Below are 20,534 nucleotides of genomic sequence, written 5' to 3' on the forward strand. Positions count from 1 at the left end.
AAAGGGCATGTCAGAAGGTCAGCGGCAGAGCTTCTGGGTGGCCGTGCGCGCTTCCACTTCCCGCTCCTGGCGGGGCGTGGCGGACGGTGCGGGCTCGGCGACCTCGACCCGTTCGGCGCCCGGCCAGTCGCCGCCGACCATCACCTGGATCCGCGAGCCCAGCGAGCCGATCTTCTTGAGCTTGGCGCCGGGGATCGCGGCGGCCAGGGTCTCGGCGGAGTCCGCGCGGGCGGGCCCGTACTGGATCGTGGTGGTCTTCAGGCCCCGCCGGGCGACGCCCGGGACGACCGTGACCTTGAACCCGACCTTGCGCAGCTCCCCGCCCGCCTTGGTGGCCAGGCCCGGCGTCCCGATCGCGTTCAGCACGCTGACCTGGATCTCCTTGGGCGGGATGGTCGGGCCGGTGGGCGAGGGGGTGGGCGTCGCCGAGGGGCGCGTGGCCGTGGGCGAGGGCTTGGTGACCGGCTGGTCCCGCCGGATCTTGGTGAACAGGTCGTCCGCCCCGCTCCGGTCCCACAGGACGGTGGACTGCGCGCCGGGGGCGTTCCACAGCACCGCGTTGTGATCGGGATTCGACAGGGGGACGTTGGCGAAGGTCAGGTTGTCGGTGGACAGGTTCTTCATCTGGTCGGCCAGCTTGGGCAGGTTGTCGGCCAGGTCGTCGTCCACCCGCAGCGACTTGAGCGCCGCGTTGAGGAACCGGGACGACTTCACCGGGTCGCTCAGCGTCCGGGTGTTGAGGGCCTGCTTCATCATTGCGGCCATGAACTGCTGCTGCCGGTCGATACGGCCCAGGTCGCTGCCGCCGGTGAGGGTGTAGCGGGCCCGCGCGAAACCGAGCGCCTTGAGGCCGTCCAGATGCGACTTCCCGGCGGGCAGCACCAGCCCGCTCTTCCTGTCGTTGATCGGCTGCTCGGTGCACACGTCCACGCCGCCGAGCGCGTCGACCATGCTGACGAAGCCGTAGAAGTTGACCTCGACGTAGTGGTCGATGGACACGCCGGTCGCCCTCTTGACGGTGTCCACCGTGAGGTCGGGCCCGCCGAACTGGTAGGCCCAGGTCAGCTTGCCCGGACGGGACGGCACCGAGGACCCCTTGGCGCCCTCGGACCCGTTCGACCTGTGCGCGGGGATCGTCACGTACGAGTCGCGGGGGAGGCTGACCACGGTCACCCGGTCGTGGTTGCGCGCGACGTGCACCAGCAGCATCGTGTCGGAGCGCTCGCCCGCCTCCCGGCCCAGCCGCGCCGCGCGCTGCTGCTCGCGGGTGAGCCCCTCGCGCCGGTCCACGCCCGCCACCAGGATGGTCATCGCGCCCTTGGGGCCGCCGCCGTCCCGGCCCAGCCCGCTGACCCGGATCTTGTCGATCGCCCCGGTCACGTAGTTCTGGAACGCCCAGGCGCCGCCCGAGGTGAGCAGCACGAACGCCGACATGGTGCCGGTGAGCATCAGGAAGCGGCGCTGCCTGCGGGCGCTCAGCGCGGAGGAACGGCTCAGGGCGGTGCCGGGCCGCCGGGGGCCGCGCGGGCCCTCCACCGCGACCCGCGGCGCGGGCACCCCGTCGACGGTGACGCCCTCGATCTCGTCGTCGTCGGCCGCGCCGCCCGGCACCGGGCCGCGCGCTCCCCCCGGCCGGGGCCGGAAGTACCGCTCCAGCGGATCGTCGGCGCCCTTCCCGGTGTCCTTACCGGCGCCCGTCCCGGCGTCCTGGCCGGTGTCGCGGCCGGTGCCGCCACCGTTCCCGCCGGTCCGCCGCCGCCCGCCCGGCTTCCTGGGCCCGTCTGCCATCCTGGCCGCCGCCTCCCGGAGAACTTCTCGGTGCTTTCTGACGCGAGTGGGTTCCCACTCTAAAGTGGGAGACACCTGTCCGTTCGGTACCTGGACTTCGTGTCCTTGCAGTAACGTGTCGCCGTCTTGACCTTGTCCCCGGATGCCCGGGTCGTACGAGCTGCGTGATGGACGATCGAGAGAGAGCCCGCGAGACCAGATGAATCCGTCTTCCCGCGCGCAGAGCGCTCCGCAGCCCGGCACCGTCGACCGCACATGGCCGGCGGTGTCGGTGGTGATGCCCGTGCTCAACGAGGAACGGCACCTGACCGACGCCGTCCGCCGGATCCTGTTGCAGGAGTACCCGGGAGAGCTTGAGCTGGTGCTGGCGATCGGACCCTCCCGTGACCGTACGGAGGAGATCGCCAACCGGCTGGCCGCCGAGGACCCCCGGATCGTGGTGGTGCCCAACCCCACCGGCCGCACCCCCCAGGGCCTCAACATCGCCATCAAGGCGTCCCAGTATTCGATCATCGTCCGGGTGGACGGCCACTCGCTCCTGCCCGTCGACTACGTGCGGGCGGCCGTCGAGACGATGGAGGAGACCGGCGCCGACAACGTCGGCGGGATCATGGCGGCCGAGGGCGTCACCGCCTTCGAGCAGGCGGTGGCCCGCGCGATGACCTCCAAGATCGGGGTCGGCAACGCCCGCTTCCACACCGGCGGCGAGGCCGGCGAGGTCGAGACCGTCTACCTCGGCACGTTCCGGCGCAGCGCGCTGGACCGGGTCGGCGGCTACGACGAGACCTTCGTCCGCGCGCAGGACTGGGAGATGAACCACCGGATCCGGCAGAGCGGCGGCAAGATCTACTTCACGCCCCGGATGCGGGTCACCTACCGTCCCCGACCCAACCTGCGGGCGCTGGCCAAGCAGTACTACCACACCGGCCGCTGGCGGCGGGTCGTGGGCCGCGAGCACCAGGGCACGCTCAACCTGCGCTACCTGGCGCCGCCGCTGGCCGTGGTGGCGATCGCCGCCGGCGTGGTGGCCGGGGCGTTCGGGTTCTGGCCGGGCTGGCTGCTGCCCGGCGGGTACGCCGCCGCCATCGTGGCGGGCGCCGTCGTCGAGGGCCGCGGCCTGCCGCCGGCGGCCTGGATCCGGCTCCCGCTGGTCTTCGCCACCATGCACCTGTCCTGGGGCGTGGGGTTCCTGACCAGCCCGCCCGGGCTGGGCCAGCCGAGCCCGGCGAAGGGCTGACACCGGCGAAGGGCTGACACCGGCGAACGGAGTGACCCGGCGAAGGGCTGATCCCGGCAAAAAGCCGATCATGGTCCGAACCGGCATACTGGTCACCGCGTCTCAGGGTGCACGAGGGCGGAACCGTCCGTCCGGCCCGCCGAGGAGGTGACCATGTCCGGTGGCGCACGCCACGGGCTCGGTGTGGTGATCGGCCTGATCGTCACACCCCTGATCGCCGGCTGCCTGATGTACGGCACGGAGCGGACGACGATCTACATCCGGACCTTCATGGACCCGACGTGGTCCAAACGGATCCTCCCGGTCACGCTGCTCCTGCTGGCCGCGCTGCTGCTCGGCCTGGTGATGGGCAGCCGGATCTCGCCGGTGGCGTCGCTCATCCCCGGCCTGGCGTTCCTCGTGCCGGGCGCGCTGTGGATGATCGCGCCCGCGTTCAGTGTCCGGACCAGCTTGAACGTCCTGCCCGGCAGCTTTGATCGCGGGTACACGATGCTCGGCCCTACCGGCTTCCTGATGGTCCTGGGGGTGGCCCTCGTCGTGGCCTCGCTGGCGCCCTCGCGCTGGCGGTCCGCCCCGCGGGCGCAGAGGCAGGCCCCCGCTCCGGCGCCGGGCGGCCCGTACGGAGGCCAGCCCGTCCCGGGCGGTCCGTACGGCACGCCACCGGCTCCCGGGCAGTACCACCCGCAGCCGGGCGGCCAGCCGTTCTCTCCGGGGCCGGCGCCCGGACCGGGGTCCTTTCCCGCGCCGCCCGGCGCCCCTCCGGCGCCCCACCGCCCGCAGGAGGGGCAGCGGCCCGGCGCCGAGCCGGAAGGGCCTCAGGCGCTCCCTGCGGGCTCTCCGGAGCCGCAGCGCGGCGACGGCCACGAGAAGCCGGGTGAGTGGACCCAGATGTACGGCGGCAGCGACCTGCGCGGAGGCCAGGACGGGCAGAGCGGCGAGGGCGGCCCGCGCGGACGAGGCGACCAGAGCGGGCACTGACCGGCCCCCTGCGCGGTGTCCCGGCGTCCCGGTGTCCCGGCGACGTCTCGGCGGTGTCCGGGACGTCAGTCGGGTGATCCCGCGGGGCTCGCGGTCTCGTACTCCTCGCCCGGGTCCCGCGCGCCGCGGGAGAGGGCGCCGACGACGCCGGGCACGTCGTTGACCACCAGCGCGTCCACCCCGGCCGCCGCGTACGCGCCGGCGCGCTCGGCCGTCGGGCACCAGGCCAGCAGCTCCAGCCCGGCCGTGTGGGCCACGTCCACGCAGTGCTCCAGGGGCCGCAGCCGCGAGTCGGGCTGGTCGAACCCGAACGACGCCGTGTGCATCCCCACCGCTTGGAGCCCGAGGCCCGCGGCGGCCGGCACCCCGTGCCAGAGCGGGAAGCGGTGCCAGGTCAGCAGCCCCAGCGGGACCCCCGGCAGGTGCTCGCGCAGATGGGCCAGCAGGGACGGGTCGAACGAGGTCACCAGCAGCGGCCGGCGGCGGGCCTCCCGCTCCAGCACCGGCACCAGCAGCGCCCCGGTCCGCCGGGAGGGCGCGTCCACCGCGTCCTCCAGGATCGTCTTGACGTCCACGTCCACCGGGACCTCCGGCGGCAGCGCGTCGAACACCTCCGCCAGCAGCGGGAGCCCGCTGGCCTCCGCGGTGGTGTCCACCAGGAACGCGCCCTCGGCGGTGGTCGGGTCGTGTCGCAGCACCAGCGCGTCGTCGGCGGTGCGGGTGACGTCGATCTCCACCCAGGACGCGCCCGCGTCGAGCGCGGCCATGAGGGAGGGGACGGTGTTCTCGGCCAGGGTCCCGGTGCGGCCGGGCGCGGTGAGCTCGCCCGAGCCGAAGCCGCGGTGCCCGATGACGGTGGGCCGCTGCTCGAAGATCACGTGGTCTCCGGAAGGTCGGTGCCGGTGGCGCCGGCGGTCGTGTCGGCGGTCGTGCCCGTGGTCGTGCCCGTGGTCGTGCCGGCGGTCGTGCCCGCGTCCGGGGCGCCGGCGGTGCCCGCGAGGTGCTCGGCGACGACGACGTCGAGCGGGTGGGTGACCTTGAGGTTGCGCTCGCTGCCCTCCACCACCCGGATCGGCACGTCCGGAAGATAGCGGTGCACGATGCCGCAGTCATCGGTGGCGCGCAGCCCCGGGTCGGCCAGCGCGAGGTCGTAGGCCGCGCGCACGGTGGCGAGCCGGAACCCCTGGGGCGTCTGGAAGCGGCACAGTGACGCGCGCGGCGGCATGCTCGCGACCAGGCCGTCCTCGACCATGACGATGGTGTCGGAGGAGGGCACGCCGACCGCCACGGCCTCGTGCGTCTCCAGCGCCGCCAGCACCCGGTCGATCACCGGGGCGTCCACGAACGGGCGGGCGGCGTCATGGAAGAGCACCCGCGTGTCGCCGGGGTGCCCGGCCAGCGCGCCCAGCGCCGCGACCGTCGACCCGGTCCGGGTGTCGCCGCCCTCGATCACCCCGGTCACCTTGGAGAACGGTGCGGCCAGGGCGGCGGCGGTGGGCACGTGCCCCGGCGTCATCACCACCAGCACCTCGCCGATCCCCGGATGCGCGTCGAAGGCCGCGATCGCGTGCGCCAGGATCGGGCGCCCGCCGACCTCGATGAGCTGCTTGGGCACGGGGGAGCCGACCCGCTGCCCCACACCGCCCGCCAGGACCACCGCAACCGTCTGCGCCGCCATGTCTCCCCATCTTGTCGCGTAGTGTGGTCGACCGAATACGCTGAGCAGTCATTCCTGCTCTTCGGGACGTCCGGATCCGCTCCGGAGCCCCTCTGCATCCTCTCCCGAACACGTCGGAGGCGCCGATGACCGTAGCGGTAATCATCGCGACCGGGCGAGCCTGTGGCGGATCCGGGCCGCTCTCCGCGGCCGCCCTGCCGTACGGGGGCGGGCCGGGCGGCGGGCCGGAGCCCGGTGGCCCGCCGACGCTCCTGGCGCGGCTCTGCGATCAGCTGACCCTGCTCAACGTACCGGACGTGCACGTCGTCGGGCGGCCCGAGGCGGCGCCCGAACTGCGCGCGGACGGGCACTTCATCACCGAGTCCGCGGATGTGCCCGGCGACCTCCGCGAGATCGCCCGGGTGGCCCGGGTGGCCGGGGAGCAGGTCCTGGTGCTGGCCGCCGACCTGGTCTGCGGCGACGAGCTGCTGATCCGGCTGCTGGACGACGTCGAGGCGCCGCTGGCGGCGGTCACCCTCCCCCCGGTCCCGGGCGGCGCGTACGGGATGGCCGGCGCCAGGGTGGAGCGCGGCCTGGTCGTCGCCACGGAGTCGGACCACCACGAGGTCGCCAGGCCCAATGCCGCCTCCCCCGCGCTGCTGCGTTTCGCGCCCTCGGAGGCGGAGCACGTCGCGACCGTCGCCGAGGAACTGGCCGCGTCGCTGGAGGAGTCCGGGGTGCCCGAGGCGATCGAGGAGGGGGACGCGGCCGAGCTGCTGCTGGCCGGGCTGGCCAGGTTCGGCACGCCGGTCGCCGCGTGCCCGGGGCGCGGGCTCGTCTGCCGCCGCGCCGCCGACGAGGACCAGGCGCGCAAGGCGCGGGCGGCGCTGGAGGGCGCGGACGAGGAACGGGCGCGGCTGGCCGCGGCGGTCAAGAGCGACGACGGCTTCTTCTCCACCTTCGCGGTCAGCTCGTACTCGCCCCATCTCGTCCGCCTGCTCGCGAACCGGGGAGTGGCGCCCAACACCGTGACGGTCGCCTCGATGGCCCTGGCGGCACTCGCCGCGATGTGGTTCGCGGCCGGCACCCGGGCCGGGATGGTCACCGGCGCGGTGCTGGTCTACCTGGCGTTCGTGCTCGACTGCGTGGACGGGCAGCTCGCGCGCTACACCGGCCGGCTGACCGCGATGGGCGCCTGGCTGGACGCCGTCGGCGACCGGGCGAAGGAGTACGGGCTGTACGCGGGCCTCGCCGCCGGGGCCACCGCCGCCGCCACGGCCGCCGCCACGGCCGGCGGCGGGGCCGGCGGCGGGGCCGGCGGCGGGGCCGGCGGCGGGGCCGGCGGTGTCGACGTGTGGGCGCTCGCGGTCGCGGTGCTCATCCTCCAGACCGTGCGGCACATGGTCGACTTCTCCTTCCAGGCGCGCGCCCGGCCGTTCGCGGGGACGGAGACCGCGGGACCGGCGGACACCGCACACCCGCCGGACGTCCCGAAGGCCCCGAGCATCTCTAAGGCGCCGGGGATCCCGAAAGTCCCGGACGCCCCGCAGGACGCGGGGACGAGCGCGGTCGCGCGGCTGTCCAGGCGGACGAGCCGGATCCGGGCGCTGCACTGGGCGAAGAAGATCATCGTGCTGCCGATCGGTGAACGGTTCGCGCTGATCGCCGTCACCGCCGCCGTCGCCGGTGCCCGGGTGACGTTCCTGGCCCTGCTGATCTGGGGCACGGTCGCCGCCGCCTACACCCTGGCCGGCCGGACGCTGAGGGCGGCCGCCGCATGACCGCGCACGCACGGGAGCCGCTGCCGCCGGGCGGAACGGGAGAGATCGGCGGCGCGACCGGCGGCGCGGCGGACGGGGCGATCGTCCGCGGCCGGCTGCTCGCGTTCCGGGACGACGGGGCGCTGGCCTCGGCGCTCGGCCACCTGGCCCGCGGCAGGCCGTCGCCGCTGCCGGGCACGCTGGCCGCCCTGGCGGTGACGGCGGCGCTGCTGATCACGGGAGTGGGGCAGCAGCGGGTCGCCGCGCTGCTCGTTCCGCTGGCCGTCGTCGCGCTGGCCGGGCCGGGCGCCGGGCGTCCCCACGGGGGCAGGTTCGACTGGCTTGTCCCACCCGGTATCCGCCTGATCGAGTATGGTTACCTCGCCGCACTGGGGTTCGCGCAGGGCGTGGCCGCACCGCTCGTCTACGTGCTGCTCGCGGTTCTGGCGTACCACCACTACGACATCGTGTACCGCACCCGCCAGGGGCTCCGGCCCCCCGAACGGCTCTTCCGGGCCGGGCTGGGGTGGGACGGCCGGATGCTGCTCGTGGCCTTCGCGGGCCTGTCCGGCCTTCTCCCGTTCGCCTGCGCGGCGCTCGCCGTCTACCTTGGCGTGTTGTTCGCGGGTGAGAGCGTCGCCACATGGGCGCGGTACGGGCACGGTGGCGGAGACGGTGGCATGCGCCGAGACGCGCGCGGACGCGGCGATGTCCTGACGGGTGACCTGGAGGAAGAGTAAGCATGATCGGCATGGTGCTGGCGGCGGGTGCGGGCCGGAGGCTGCGCCCGTACACCGACACGCTCCCCAAGGCCCTGGTCCCAGTCGATGGCGAGACCACCATCCTGGACATCGCCCTGGGCAACCTGGCCGAGGTGGGCCTGACCGACGTGGTCATCGTCGTCGGCTACCGCGCCGGTGCGGTCGAGGAGCGCAAGGACGCCCTCGAACGGCGCTACGGCGTCTCGCTCACCCTCGTCCACAACGACAAGGCCGAGGAGTGGAACAACGCCTACTCCATGTGGCTGGCTCGGGAGCACTTCTCCAAGGGCGTCCTCATGGTGAACGGTGACACGGTCCATCCGGTCGGCGTGGAGAAAACACTATTGTCCAACCGGGGACCGGACATCCTGCTCGCGGTGGACAACGTGAAAACTCTCGCCGACGAGGAGATGAAGGTCACGCTGGACGCCGGGGGGCGGCTCCAGCGGATCACCAAGCTGATGGACCCGGCCGAGGCGTACGGGGAGTACATCGGCGCCACCCTGATCGAGCCGGCCGCCGCCGAGCCGCTGGCCGACGCGCTCAAGGCCACCTGGGAGGGGGACCCCGACCTCTACTACGAGGACGGGTACCAGAAGCTGGTCGACCGCGGCGGCTCCATCGCGGTCGCCCCGATCGGCGAGGTGGACTGGGTCGAGGTCGACAACCACGACGACCTGGAGAAGGCCCGCCGGATCGCCAAGGGCTACTGACGCTGATCACAGGGGCGGTCCGCACGTGCCGGGGGGCGTGGGGGCCGGCCCGCCGCACGGACACCGCCCCGCCGGCCCCGGGCGAGCCACCGGTGCCCCGGGCGTTCCGCACGACGACCCGAGCGAGGAACTCCCTATGCCCCTGCTGACGCGGATGCTGACCGCGCCGCTGTCCATCGACGTCCGGCGCGGCGCCGTCGCCGCGCTCGGCGACCTGCTGGCCGACCGGCGGATCGTCACCGAGGGCCGGGTGGCCATCGCGGTCGGCCCGGGCCAGGGCGACCAGATCGCCGAGCACGTCCGGCCGTCGCTGAACGCCTGCGAGGTCTTCCAGGTGGAGGGCGGCACCGTCGAGGCCGCGGTCAGCCTCGGCTCCAAGCTGCGGGCCGGCTCGTACGAGGCGGTGGTCGGGATCGGCGGCGGCCGCACCATCGACGCCACCAAGTACGCGGCGACGCTGGCCGGCATCCCGATGGTCTCGGTGGCCACCAACCTCTCCCACGACGGGATCTGCTCCCCGGTCGCCTCGCTCACCCACGACAAGGGCAAGGGCTCGTTCGGCGTGGTGATGCCGCTGGCGATGGTGGTCGACCTGGACTACGTGCGGGCCGCGCCCGAGCGGCTGGTCCGGGCGGGCATCGGCGACGTGGTGAGCAACTTCTCCGCGGTGGACGACTGGCTGCTGGCCGCCGAGGAGTGCGGCGAGCCGGTCGACCGGATGGCGCTGACGGTGGCCCGGACGGCCGCCGAGGCGCTGCTGCACCAGCCCGAGTCCATCGAGTCCGACCGGTTCCTGACCGTGCTGGCCGAGGGCCTGGTGCTGTCGGGCATGGCGATGGCGTTCGCGGGGTCGTCCCGGCCCTCCAGCGGCGGCGACCACGAGATCCTGCACGCGATCGACCAGCTGTTCCCGGGCACCGCCAACCACGGCGAGCTGGCCGGGATCGGCACGGCGTTCTGCTACCACCTGCGCGCGACGCGCCTCGGGGCGGGCGGGGAGCGGCTGGCGGAGATCCTCACGTGCCTGGAGCGGCACGGGCTGCCCCGGCTGCCCGGCGACGTGGGGCTGACCGCCGAGCAGTTCGCGGAGGCCGTGCAGTATGCCCCGCAGACCCGGCCGGGCCGCTATACGATCCTGGAGCATCTCGGCCTGGACCAGGGCGCGATCCTCAAGGCGGTGGAAGAGTATGTCGAAGCCCATGGCGGCTGAACTGCCCGAGATGCCCGGTCCGGGCGACGACCAGCGGCCGTCCCGGCGGTCGGCGCGGGTCGCCGACGTCCGGCGGTACGGCCAGCCCCCCGGCCTGAAGGACCGGCGCAACGAGGAGCACTGGGCGGGCCGCCTCTACATGCGGGACCTGTCCCCGTACTTCGCCTGGCTGGCCATGCGGCTCGGTTTCAGCCCCAACCAGCTCACCTACATGATGATGGCGTGCGGCGTGGCCGCCGGCGTCGTGGTGTCGCTGCCGGTCTCGGGCACGGGCGCGCTGTGGACGGCGCTGGGCGGGGCCGTGCTGATCCAGGTCTACCTGCTGCTGGACTGCGTGGACGGCGAGGTCGCCCGCTACCTGCGCCAGACCTCGGTGGCCGGGGTCTTCCTGGACCGGATCGGGCACTACCTCTCCGAGGTCTCGCTGCTGATCGGCCTCGGCTTCGCCGCGCAGGGCGGCTGGTCCAACGGCGGCTACGCCGAGCTGGGCCTGGTCGCGGCGCTGGGCGCGGCGCTGATCAAGGCGGAGACCGACAACGTGGTGGTGGCGCGGGCCAAGTCGGGCCTGCCCGCCGACCCGAGCGGCGGCGACCGGGCGCTGCGGCCCCGGTCGACCGGTATCGCGCTGGCCCGGCAGGCGGCGTCCATGCTGCGCTTCCACCGCATCATCGGCGCGGTGGAGCTGTCCCTGCTGATCCTTGCCGCCGCCGCCCTGGACGTCGTCCTGGGCACCTCGACCCCCGCCGCCATCCGTGTCCTGACGGTCGCGGTCGCGGTCGTGGCGGTCGTGCAGACCCTGCTGCACCTGGTGAGCATTCTCGCCTCGCGGAGGCTGAAGTAGATGAAACTGTCGGTCGTCGTGCTCACGATGGGGAACCGGCCCGAGGAGCTGGCCCGTGCCGTGCGCAGTGCTCTCGAACAGGAGCACGTCGACGTGGAGGTGGTGCTCGTCGGCAACGGCGCGGACCCGGTGGGCGACCAGGCCGGCCGGGCGCCGTTCGACGACGAGCGGGTCAAGACGATCCGGCTGCCGCGCAACGTCGGCATCCCCGCGGGCCGCAACCGCGGGGTCGAGGCGTCCTGCGGCGAGGTGATCCTCTTCCTGGACGATGACGGCTGGTACCGCTCCACCCGTCTCGGCGCGCACCTGCGGGACCGGTTCGCCGCCGATCCGGAGCTGGGCGTCGTCTCGTTCCGGGTCCGCGACCCGGAGGGCGGGCGCGGTGAGCGCCGGCACGTGCCGCGGCTGCGGGCGGGCGACCCCGAGCGGTCCTCGGACGTCACCACGTTCCTGGGCGGGGCGTGCGCGATCCGGCGGGCCGCGTTCGACGCCGGTGGCGGGCTGCCGGAGGACTTCTTCTACGCGCACGAGGAGACCGATCTGGCCTGGCAGGTGCTCAACGCCGGCTACCGGATCGTGTACGACGCCTCGGCGGTGATGTTCCACCCGGCGGTGCTGCCCACGCGGCACGACATGTTCTACCGCTACAACGCCCGCAACCGGGTGTGGCTGGCGCGCCGCAACCTGCCCTGGCCGATCGCGCTGACCTACCTGGGCGTGTGGGTCGCGATGACCGTGCTGCGGGAGCGCAGGCCGAGCGCGCTCAAGCCGTGGTTCAAGGGGTTCTTCGAAGGATGGCGCAAGCCCGCCGGCCGGCGCCGTCCCATCTCGTGGCGGACGGCCTGGCGCATGACCCGCACCGGCCGCCCACCGATCATCTAAGCTCCGTTTCGAAGTCCCGGCCCACGGCGCTCGCCTGGCGGCTCGCGCCTCACCGGGCCTTGGCGAGCGCGGCATCGCTTCGCGATCTGCCCGGCGAGGCTCGCCTCCGGCATCGCCCCACCGGGCAGCCAGCGCGCTCGCGCGCTGGCTGAGGCCACTTCGAGACAGGCCCCAGCCACCGATTAGCGCGTTCCAAGCGTTCGTTCGCGTCAGCTCCGGCCGGCCAGCTGCTCCACGGCCGCCCGGAGCTCGGCGCGGGCGTCGCGGGTGGACGGCTCGCCGTGGCCGAAGCAGGCGATCTCGGTGTCCAGCTCCGCCAGCCGCCCGAACGACTCGACGGCCTGGGCGGTGTCCACGTTGAAGACGCCGAGGATGACGTCGCCGCCGTCGGGGGCGCGGGCGACGGTGTCGCCGGTGACGAGCACGCGGGCGTCGGGGATGTGGACGGTGACGCTGCCCGGCGTGTGACCGGGCGCGGTCACCGCCACGGCCTCGATGCCTCCGAGGTCGATCAGGTCGCCGTCCTCCAGCTCGCGGTCCACCCGTACCGGCTCGGGGACCGCGTCGCCCTTCCGCGCCATGACGTTCTCGAAGATCGGCCGTTCCCAGGCGGCCAGGACCGGCGCGGGCCCGGGGGCCTCGCCGCGGATGAACGGGGCGTCGGCGCGGTGGGCGAGCACCTCCACCTCGCCCCAGCCGGCGATGTCGGCCGCGGAGCCGACATGGTCCTCGTGGAAGTGGGTGAGGATCAGCCGGCGCAGGTCGGCGGGCCGGTGTCCCAGTTCCCGGATCGCCGTCGCGATGGCCGGGGCCGAACCGGGAACGCCGGAGTCGATCAGGGTGAGCCCGTCGGTGCCCTTCCAGAGGTAGGCGTGGCCGATGGGGAAACGCAGGAAGTGGAACTCCGGGAGTAGCTGGATGACGTCCATGTCCTGACGTTAGGGAGTGCCGCCGTCACACGGGGGCGAATCAGCTCAGAACGAATCCGCCCACGGCGAAGCGGCCCCGCGGCCCGCGGGCCCGCGTTCTCAGCCGGCGGTAAGGGTGTCGTGCCAGCCGGGGTCGGCGGTGAGCACGGTCAGGTGCTGGGTGGCCCGGGAGACGGCGACGTACAGCACGCGCAGCCCGCGGGGGGACTGGGCCGCCACCGTCTCGGGCGCCACGATCACCGCCGCGTCGAACTCCAGGCCCTTGGCCTCCAGGACGTCCAGCACCTGGACGCGCTCGGGGAACCCCGCGGCCAGGCGCTCGCGGACGGCCGGGTCGCCGATCGGGACGATCAGGCCGATCGTGCCCTCCACCCGCTCCAGGAGCTCCGTCACCGCGGCGCGGGCGGCCTCCTCGTGGTCCCGTTCCGGGAGGACCCGCACGACCGGGTCGATGCCGGACTCGCGGACGGCGCGGGCCGGGCGGGCGCCGGGCAGGGCCAGGGCCAGCACCCGGGACGCCACGGCGGCGATCTCGGTGGAGTTGCGGTAGTTGGTGGTGAGCTCGTACTCGTGCCGGGCGCGGCGCGGGGACGGCTTGCGGCTCCGGCCGCCGCGCCGGGACCGGCCGTTCCGGGAGCCCCCGCCGCCCGTGCCGCCGAGGGCCTGCTCCATCGCCTCGCGGGCCGAGCCCAGGTCCTCCCAGGCGCTCTGGGCGGGGTCCTCCACGACCGTCCAGCTGGCCTGGCGGCCCCGGCGGCCGAGCATCCGCCACTGCATCGGGGACAGGTCCTGGGCCTCGTCCACGACGATGTGGGCGTACTCGGGGCGCTCCTCGACCACGCCGTCGTCGACGCGGCGCGAGCGTTCCAGCCGTTCGATGGAGGAGGTCAGCTCCTGCATCTCCGGCTGCCAGGTCTCGTCCGCGGCCTCCTCGCCGGTGAGGATGTTGACGCCGTCCACGACGAACGGGTCGTCCTCGGCGGCGGCGCGGCGGCGCCGGGAGGGCCGGGGCGGCGGGCCGAGCAGCGCGTCGATCTCGTCGAGCAGGGCGATGTCCTGGTAGCTCAGCACCGGGGTGCCGGAGGGGGACGTGCCGGACGGGGAGGCGTCGGAGGACAGCGCCCGGGACCAGGCGTCCGCCAGCAGGCGGACGGCGTCGCGGTCGAGGTCGCGGCCCGCGGCGCGGCGCAGCCGGCCGGCGTCGCCGAGCGAGCGCAGCACGTCCAGCGGGCGGCGGATCGGCCACCAGGAGACCAGGAAGTCGGTGAACTCGCGCTGCTCGCGCACCCGGGCGAGGAACCCGGCGCGCATCGCGTCCCCGCCCCCGTTGGAGCCGCCGGCCGCGGGGGCCGCGCCGCCCGTGCCGCCGGAGTCGTCGAGGGCCTCCAGGCCGTCGGCCGCCAGCAGCGCGTTCCAGAGGCCGAGGTCGCCCTCGGCCGAGGCCGCCGCGGCCTCGGGGCCGCCCAGGTCGCTGAACGCCGCCCACAGGGCGTCCAGCAGGGCCTCGGCGGCGCGGGCGCGGGCGGTGTTGACGCTGCCCCGGCTGCGCCGGTGCACCTCGTTGCGGATCTTGTCGAGGCGGGCGCGGTCGAGCCGTACCACCACGCCCTTGTGGACGACGCGCAGCTCGTCGGGCGCGCCGGGGGCCTGGTCGGTGACGGCGCGCCGCAGCACCCGCGTCATCGCCTCGGCGCCCTTGAGCCGGGCCAGTTCGGGGGAGTCGTGGACGGTGCCCGCCACGCCGTCCACCAGGTCGCCCAGGGAACGCAGCGTCGCCGAGCCCTCGCCCAGCGAGGGAAGGACACGTTCGATGTAGGCGGTGAAGCGGCGGTTGGGCCCCACGACCAGCACCCCGCGCGACCCGAACCGGCGCCGGTGGCGGAACAGCAGGTAGGCGACCCGGTGCAGGGCGACCGCGGTCTTGCCGGTGCCGGGGGCGCCGCGGACCAGGACGGTGCCGTCGGCCGGGGCGCGGATGACCTCGTCCTGCTCCCGCTGGATGGTGGCCACGATGTCGCGCATCGCGCCCTCGCGGGTGCGGGCCAGGGAGGCCAGGAACGCGCCGTCCCCGATCACCGTCAGGTCGTCGGCGGCGGACGGGTCGAGCAGGTCGTCCTCCAGGTCCACCACCGTGTGCCCGCGCGAGTGCAGCACCCGGCGGCGGATCACGCCGCGCGGGTCCTCCGGGGTGGCGCGGTAGAAGTCCTCGGCGGCCGGGGCGCGCCAGTCGATCACGAGGGAGTCGTGGTCGGGGGTGCGGACCCCGATCCGGCCGATGTAGCGGACCTCGCCGCGGGTGGAGGGGGTGGCGGCCGTCTCCGGGGCCGACGTGCCCGGGGCGGCCGTGCCGGGGGCCAGGTCGAGGCGGCCGAAGACCAGCCCGTCGTCGGCGACGTCCAGCGCCTTGGCGCGCATCGCCGCCTGGTGCACCATCGCGTCCCGGTCCACCAGCGAGCTCTTGGTGCCGGCCAGCGACTGCCGGTAGCCCTCACGGATCATGGCCTGGGCCTCGGCGCGCATCTCCTCCAGCCGCGCGTACGCCAGGTCGACATAGCGCTGCTCGGAGGCGATCTCGCGATCCTTGACCGTGGCCGTCCGACCCTTCACCTGGGACGACATGCAGGCTGCTCCCAACCGTCCGTGCTCGACACCGCCCGCGCGGGGCGAAAGAGACAGCTTAGTCGTTCGGTGCGCACTTCCCCGAAATCCCGCCCGCGACCCGTTCCCCGGGCGGCCGGGGGCGGCCGGGGGCGGCCGGGGGGCGGCCGGAAGCGGAACGGGGCGGCCGGAACGGCCCCGGGGCCGCCGGGAACGGCCGGACGTGCCGTTCAGTCGGCGGCGGCCACCTTTTCGAGCAGGCGGGCGGCGAGGCCGGGCGCGTGCCGCTTGACGCGCACCAGCGTCCGGGTCAGCGCGTCCGGGAAGACGTACAGCCCGTCCCGTGCCGCCAGGGAGCGGTCGACGGCGTCCAGCACCGCTCCGGGCGCCAGGGGCTTCAGGCCGCCGGTGAGGCCCGGGTTCGCGGCCAGGGCGGCGCGGAAGGCGGGCGTGTCGACCTGGCGGGGGCAGACGACCCGGATCCGGACGGCGCTGCGGCGGTGCTCCAGCCGGAGCGTCTCGGCGTAGGCGTTGATCGCCGCCTTCGCCGCGGCGTACGCCGAGGATCCGGCGGCGTGCATCCAGGAGGCCAGCGAGGAGAACAGGACCAGCTCGCCCCGGTCGCGTTCCAGCATCCCCGGAAGCGTGGCCCGGACGACGTTCACCGTGCCCAGGAAGTCGATCCGCAGGACCCGTTCGACCTCGTCGAGGGGCTGCTCCAGCGCGGGGACGAGCGGGGAGACCGCGGCGGCGTGCACCACCCGGTGCACGGGGCCGGTCTCCGCCGCCACGCTCGCGACGGCCGCGGCGTCGGCGACGTCGCAGACGCGCGCGCGGGTGTTGGGGGAGCGCAGCGCGGTCGCGGCGAGGCCGTCCTCGTCGCGGTCCACCGCCACCACGTCCCAGCCGGCGGCGGCCAGCCGTTGCGCGGCCAGCCGGCCCAGCCCGCTCGCCGCCCCGGTGACCAGGGCCGTCCTCGTCACGGTCCCACCTCCTCGGCGCCGCCGAACGTCATCGCCAGGTGGGCGACCGTGGCGCCGCTCAGCGCGCGGGCGCGGTCGAGGCCGATCTCGCGCAGCTCGTCGGCGACCCGGTGGTCGCCCAGCGTGACCCGGGCGCCGCCGGGCCGCATCCGGACACCGGACGCCTCCAGCGTCCAGGGGATGCGGCGGGTCACCCCGTCCAGGCAGGCGTAGGCGGTGACCTCGGGCGCGGCCCGTCCGGACGGGACGGGGAGGCCGGGCGCCACCGACAGCTCGATCGCGGTACGGCCCCCGAACCGGACGGCGCAGCGTTTGGTGCGGGCGGCCAGGTCCATGGGGATGTCGGCGAGCTCCTTGGGGAATCCCCAGATCGATCGGCCCGCCTCCAGCGTGAACTCCTGGTTGACCGGGAGCCAGTGGATGAACGCGCCGAGTCCCTGGAGGCCGCCCGCCCCGCGGAGCGCGCCCAGGCCACGGAGGACGCCGCCGCCCGGGGGGTGGCCGGGCGGGCCGGATCCGGGCGGCCGGACGAGGAAGGCGACGGCGAACTCGTGGTACGGGCCGAGATCGCCGTCGGCGTAGCGGACGCAGGCCAGCGAGCAGATCGCCCGGCCGGGGTACGGCTCGGCGACGTCCAGGCCGGAGTAGGCGATCAGCGCACGCGCCGGGGCCGCCGGCACCGCGAACATCGCCGACGCCACGGCGGCGTCCCGGATCCGCACGGGCAGGGCGACCCGCTCGCCCTGGATCAGATGCTCCCGAGTCCCTGGTGTCACGCCCCTAAGTAGAACAGGTTCTCATTTCGCTGTCACGCCCGGGCCCTCCACCGCGGCCTTGATCCGTTCGAGCGTGGCCCGCATCCCCGCCCGGTTGACCTCGGCGCGGCGTTCGGCGGGCACCCCGGTGAAGACCCTGCCCAGCAGCGACACCAGGCCGGCTCCGCGGTTGTCGCGGCGCAGGTCCTGCCAGTACTCGGTGACCCGGGTGCGCGCGGGGCCGGAGCCGTCGCCGACGTCCTCGATCCGGTAGCCCCACAGCGCGACCGGCATCCGGAAGCTCGACACCCGGAACGCGAAGGTCTCGCCGGGGACGGCCGCGGTCACCCGAGCGCCGGTGAACCACACCCGCCACCCGATCCGGTTGAAGCCGGTGAACGAGGTGCCCGGCCCCGCCGGACGGCCCCGGCCGCGGACCCACACCGCGAACAGCTCGGGACTCCAGTCCGGCATCCGGCGCGGATCGGACACCGCCGCGTACACGGCGTCCGGAGCCGCGTCGACCACGATGCTCTCCTCGGCCACCCATTCGCGTTCCATGCCCGGATCCTCCCGCATGAGGAGAGGAGACGTCCCCCCGCCCTGGCTCAGCGCAGGTGGGCGTAGCGGCGCCGCCAGTCCTCGTACCAGGCCGCGAACCACGGGTGGCCCTCGGCGAGGGGGAGGATGTAGGTCACCGTCTCGGCGTAGTAGCGGCGCTGGAAGTCGGGGGGCATCTGTTCGAGGCGCTGCACGTTGCTCACCCGGTCGGCCAGCTTGACCACGATCGCCTCGCGCGGCGCGTCCCGCAGCCGCCGCAGGTACGCGGCCTTGGCGGCGCGCTTGGCCTGCCGCCCCCCGGCCGCCACCGGCGGCTTGCTGACCCAGTCCACCAGCTCGGCGACCCGGGGCCCGAAACGCGCCTCCACGTCCCCGACGGTGGCCCCGGTGTCCTCGACCACGTCGTGCAGCAGCGCCGCCGACAGCACCTCGGTGCCGGTCTCGCCCGCGCCGCGTACCAGTACCTCCAGCGCTTCGAGGAGGTGCTCGACGTACGGGACGCCCGTGGGGCGCCGCTGCTCGCCGTGCCATTCCCGGGCGGCGGCGACGGCCCGTTCCAGCGCCGGCAGGTCGAGCGCCTCCCGTCCCTCCAGGTCCGCGCGGGCCTCGTCCCAGGTACGCCAGGCGGTGAAGATGTCGTCCAACAGGTTGCTCCGTTCTGGCCCGGCCGTGTCGCGCGGGCGCCCGGCACAGGGCATGGTGGGAGGCGTGCTCGGCCCGGCACGCCGCGGGGGAGGCGGGCGGGACGGGCGCGGGCCGGTAGGTGCACGGTACGTGATGGCGGCGCGATGGCGCCGGAGGCGGAGGACGGAGGCGGCACGGTCGTGGGCGGCGGTCGGGAGCGGGCCCCGGGCCGGGCACCCCGCGCGCCCGGCAGGGGGCGGCTGGTGCTCGCGGTCCTGTCGGTGGGCGTGGCCGTGACCGTGGTCGTGGTGCTGGTGAGCCGCGCCGTGGTGCGGGCCGAGTGGTGGCAGGTCCGGCACACCGTCACCACCGCCCCGGTCGCCCCGCTGGCCGATCTGGGGCCGCCGTCCGGGCCGCTGGCCGTCAGCTGGCAGCGCTCGGCCCAGGTGCGCCGCGGCCCCCTCACCGGGTACGGCGGCGTCGCCTTCGCGGTGGCCCAGGGCCAGGCGGTGACCGCCTCGGGCCGGGGGCTGGAGGTGCGGGACGCCCGTACCGGCGCCGCCCGCTGGAGCTACCGCCGCGTCGGCTGGACCATGCTCGGCTGGTCGGCCACCCGGTCCCGGCTCGTCGGCTACTTCGAGCGCGACGGCGACCGCGGCGAACGGCAGATGATCGGGTTCGACGCGCTGTCCGGCGGGGTGCTGTGGCGGCGGGCGGGTGAGCGGCCCGCGGCGGCCACCCGCAAGACGCTGCGCTGGCCGGGCGGCTCCGGCATGGTGCTCACCACCGGCAAGGACCGCACGACGGTGGACGGGCGGTCGGCCGACGACGGGTCGAGACGCTGGACCCAGCGGCTGCCCGCCGGCTGCCGCCTGTTCGAGGACGCCGCGCACCCGTCCGACGGTGTGGAGGCCCTGTCGGTGCTCGCGCTGGACTGCGACGGCCGCAGCCGGCTGCTGGCGCTGGAGCCGTCCGGGGGCCGGGTGCGGTGGATGCGCTCGCTCGGCTCCGCGGAGGCCCCCGACGTCCAGGTGCTCGACGGGATCACGCTGGCCTCCGACGGCACGGCGCTGCGGGTGTTCGGCCCGGACGGCGTCCAGACCGCCGCCTGGAACGGCGACGAGCTCTGCGGCGACGCCATGTGCCCGGCCGCCCTCGCCGGCGGGCGCCTCCTGGTCGTGCGGCGCCCCGATGGCGCGGGCGGCGGGAAGAGCCGCATGGACGCGGTCCAGGTCTCCTCCGGCCGCACGGAGTGGAGCCGCGAGGTGCCCGCGTACGCGGCGCTCGCCCAGGCCGGGGGCAGGGTCTACGCGCTGCGGCCCAAGCTCGACGAGCGGCTGCTGCCCGCGGGGGTGGACGTGGTCGATCCCGGCGGCGGGCGGGCCACGACGGTGCCGGTCCCGTTCGCCATGGACCCGGCCCTGAGCGGGGTGCGCCCGTGGCTGGAGGCGGCGGGCGGGCTGCTGTACGTGGCCGTTCCGGAGGCGGCGCCGCGGCCGACCGGCTCGGCCAGGCTGGTGGCGCTGCGCGGCGGGCCCGGCGGGCCGGGGCCGGCCGAGCTCGGCGGGGCCGTGGCGGCGGACTGGCCGGACGCCTGCGGGCTGCTGAAGGAGAGCGATCTCGCCGCCGCCCGCCTGGAGGGGAGATTCACGACCAGGCCGGGCCGCGCCGCGCTCGGCGGCGTCCGGCTGCCGCACCCGGTGACCTGCGCCTACGACATGAAGGGCGGCAGGCCGGGCCGGCCCCCCGCCCCGGACGGCTCGCCCGACCCCACCGGCCGCCCCGGCCGGGAGGGGAGCACGGAGCCGTCCCCGGGAGCCGAGCCGTCCCGGTCGTCCGAGCCGTCCCGGTCGTCCGACGAGCCGTCCGGGTCGTCCGGGGGCCCGGAGGGGCGGGACGGCGAGCGGACGCCCGACCCCTCGCCCTCGCCCTCGCGCGACGCGCGGGACGACTCCCGCTGGGGCGAGCGCGGCCCCACGGTGACGGTGAAGTGGGTGGCGCCGAGCGCCCCGGCCGCCTCCGCGCTGCTCCAGACGCTCCAGGCCACCCAGTCCCAGACGCGCCGCCGTACCGACATCGGCGCCGACGAGGCGTTCGAGATCGGCCCGACGCCGGGCACGATCGCGTTCCGGGTGGATCGCTACATCGTGATGGTCGAGGCCTCGTCGCCGCCCGGCGTTGCGGCCCGCCTGGCCCGCGCCGTCTCCGCACGCCTCCCGACCGCGCGTTGACCTGCGGCGAGTTGTCGTCCTGGGCG

The 20,534-nt window shown here is 75.0% G+C and carries 18 protein-coding genes; 9 read left to right on the top strand and 9 right to left on the bottom strand.

What is annotated here, in order from left to right:
- Positions 1-18: 18 nt before the first annotated feature.
- Positions 19-1,788 carry an LCP family protein gene (locus IW256_RS03775; protein WP_197009611.1) on the bottom strand — a complete coding sequence of 590 codons (1,770 nt, stop codon included), beginning with the start codon at positions 1,786-1,788 and terminating at the stop codon, positions 19-21.
- 199 nt (positions 1,789-1,987) lie between these two features.
- Between IW256_RS03775 and IW256_RS03780 the strand changes: the two genes are divergently transcribed.
- Positions 1,988-3,025, top strand: a complete 1,038-nt coding sequence (locus IW256_RS03780; protein ID WP_197009612.1) for a glycosyltransferase family 2 protein — start codon at positions 1,988-1,990, stop codon at positions 3,023-3,025.
- 153 nt (positions 3,026-3,178) lie between these two features.
- Positions 3,179-4,003 carry a hypothetical protein gene (locus IW256_RS03785; RefSeq protein ID WP_197009613.1) on the top strand — a complete coding sequence of 275 codons (825 nt, stop codon included), beginning with the start codon at positions 3,179-3,181 and terminating at the stop codon, positions 4,001-4,003.
- Between the two features lie 65 nt (positions 4,004-4,068).
- On the opposite strand, the gene IW256_RS03790 is transcribed toward IW256_RS03785, so the two are convergent.
- Together IW256_RS03790 and ispD are read right to left on the bottom strand one after the other, a co-directional pair.
- The gene (locus tag IW256_RS03790; RefSeq protein ID WP_197009614.1) at positions 4,069-4,881 is read right to left on the bottom strand and encodes a glycerophosphodiester phosphodiesterase; all 813 of its coding nucleotides are present in this window, start codon (positions 4,879-4,881) and stop codon (positions 4,069-4,071) included.
- Positions 4,878-5,681, bottom strand: coding sequence for a 2-C-methyl-D-erythritol 4-phosphate cytidylyltransferase (ispD, locus tag IW256_RS03795; protein WP_197009615.1), 804 nt, complete (start codon positions 5,679-5,681; stop codon positions 4,878-4,880). The genes IW256_RS03790 and ispD overlap by 4 nt, the downstream gene beginning before the upstream one ends.
- A 125-nt stretch (positions 5,682-5,806) precedes the next feature.
- Here ispD and IW256_RS42025 point away from each other — a divergent pair, with 125 nt between their 5' ends.
- From IW256_RS42025 to IW256_RS03825, 6 genes are all read left to right on the top strand, one after another.
- A complete protein-coding gene (locus IW256_RS42025) occupies positions 5,807-7,441 on the top strand; it encodes a CDP-alcohol phosphatidyltransferase family protein (protein ID WP_197009616.1) in 1,635 nt (544 codons plus the stop codon).
- Positions 7,438-8,160 (top strand): DUF5941 domain-containing protein, encoded by a 723-nt coding sequence (locus IW256_RS42030; protein ID WP_197009617.1) that lies wholly within the window; start codon positions 7,438-7,440, stop codon positions 8,158-8,160. The genes IW256_RS42025 and IW256_RS42030 overlap by 4 nt, the downstream gene beginning before the upstream one ends.
- Before the next feature lie 2 nt (positions 8,161-8,162).
- Entirely contained in the window at positions 8,163-8,894 is a 732-nt protein-coding gene (locus IW256_RS03810) for a phosphocholine cytidylyltransferase family protein (protein ID WP_197009618.1), read from the top strand.
- Between the two features lie 136 nt (positions 8,895-9,030).
- Positions 9,031-10,104: an iron-containing alcohol dehydrogenase family protein gene (locus tag IW256_RS03815; protein WP_197009619.1), complete on the top strand. Its 1,074-nt coding sequence runs from the start codon at positions 9,031-9,033 to the stop codon at positions 10,102-10,104.
- Positions 10,105-10,114: 10 nt separating this feature from the next.
- Positions 10,115-10,945, top strand: coding sequence for a CDP-alcohol phosphatidyltransferase family protein (locus IW256_RS03820; RefSeq protein WP_231404280.1), 831 nt, complete (start codon positions 10,115-10,117; stop codon positions 10,943-10,945).
- On the top strand, positions 10,946-11,827 hold the full coding sequence (locus tag IW256_RS03825; RefSeq protein WP_197009621.1) for a glycosyltransferase family 2 protein: 882 nt from the start codon (positions 10,946-10,948) through the stop codon (positions 11,825-11,827).
- 209 nt (positions 11,828-12,036) lie between these two features.
- Here the strand turns inward: IW256_RS03825 and IW256_RS03830 are convergent, their stop codons facing one another.
- The 6 genes from IW256_RS03830 to IW256_RS03855 form a co-directional block, all read right to left on the bottom strand.
- A complete protein-coding gene (locus tag IW256_RS03830; RefSeq protein ID WP_197009622.1) occupies positions 12,037-12,756 on the bottom strand; it encodes an MBL fold metallo-hydrolase in 720 nt (239 codons plus the stop codon).
- A gap of 99 nt (positions 12,757-12,855) precedes the next feature.
- On the bottom strand, positions 12,856-15,375 hold the full coding sequence (locus IW256_RS03835) for a HelD family protein (protein WP_197009623.1): 2,520 nt from the start codon (positions 15,373-15,375) through the stop codon (positions 12,856-12,858).
- A 209-nt stretch (positions 15,376-15,584) separates the two neighbouring features.
- On the bottom strand, positions 15,585-16,337 hold the full coding sequence (locus tag IW256_RS03840; RefSeq protein WP_197009624.1) for an SDR family NAD(P)-dependent oxidoreductase: 753 nt from the start codon (positions 16,335-16,337) through the stop codon (positions 15,585-15,587).
- Positions 16,334-17,113, bottom strand: a complete 780-nt coding sequence (locus IW256_RS03845; RefSeq protein ID WP_307828727.1) for an acetoacetate decarboxylase family protein — start codon at positions 17,111-17,113, stop codon at positions 16,334-16,336. The genes IW256_RS03840 and IW256_RS03845 overlap by 4 nt, the downstream gene beginning before the upstream one ends.
- 21 nt (positions 17,114-17,134) lie before the next feature.
- Positions 17,135-17,671, bottom strand: a complete 537-nt coding sequence (locus IW256_RS03850; protein ID WP_231403640.1) for an SRPBCC family protein — start codon at positions 17,669-17,671, stop codon at positions 17,135-17,137.
- 29 nt (positions 17,672-17,700) lie between these two features.
- On the bottom strand, positions 17,701-18,297 hold the full coding sequence (locus IW256_RS03855) for an HD domain-containing protein (RefSeq protein WP_231403641.1): 597 nt from the start codon (positions 18,295-18,297) through the stop codon (positions 17,701-17,703).
- Between the two features lie 144 nt (positions 18,298-18,441).
- Here IW256_RS03855 and IW256_RS03860 point away from each other — a divergent pair, with 144 nt between their 5' ends.
- Complete coding sequence (locus tag IW256_RS03860) at positions 18,442-20,508, top strand: outer membrane protein assembly factor BamB family protein (RefSeq protein WP_197009626.1); 2,067 nt, start codon at positions 18,442-18,444, stop codon at positions 20,506-20,508.
- The last annotated feature ends 26 nt before the right edge of the window (positions 20,509-20,534 follow it).

The organism is Actinomadura viridis (assembly GCF_015751755.1).
Taxonomy (GTDB): Bacteria; Actinomycetota; Actinomycetes; order Streptosporangiales; family Streptosporangiaceae; genus Spirillospora; species Spirillospora viridis.